1 protein-coding gene is annotated in these 256 nt (G+C 70.3%); it reads right to left on the reverse strand.

What is annotated here, in order from left to right; all coding sequences use genetic code 11:
* Nucleotides 1-256, reverse strand: a 256-nt coding sequence (locus QSK22_RS33525) for a hypothetical protein (RefSeq protein ID WP_285498543.1), incomplete at both ends; no start/stop codon positions are given.

Below are 256 nucleotides of genomic sequence, written 5' to 3' on the forward strand. Positions count from 1 at the left end.
CATGGGGCGCGGCGATCCGATCCGGGTCGAGGTTCGCCTCCACCCGGATCTCGTGTTTTCCGGGGTGGTACGTGAGCCGGATGCCGAGGCGGCGGTAGACCTCCCGGCGCTCCTCCGGTGTGGCCGCATTGAGGGCCGAGACGAGCCCGCCCAACGCGCTGATCAGTTTCTCGATCTGCTCAGGGGTCAGGACGCGGTGCTGGGGCGCCTCGGCCCTGCGCAGCTCTGCCTCGGCGGCAGCCTTCTGGGCGTTGGT

It is taken from the genome of Actinomadura sp. NBRC 104425, assembly GCF_030269545.1.
Classification (GTDB): domain Bacteria; phylum Actinomycetota; class Actinomycetes; order Streptosporangiales; family Streptosporangiaceae; genus Spirillospora; species Spirillospora keratinilytica.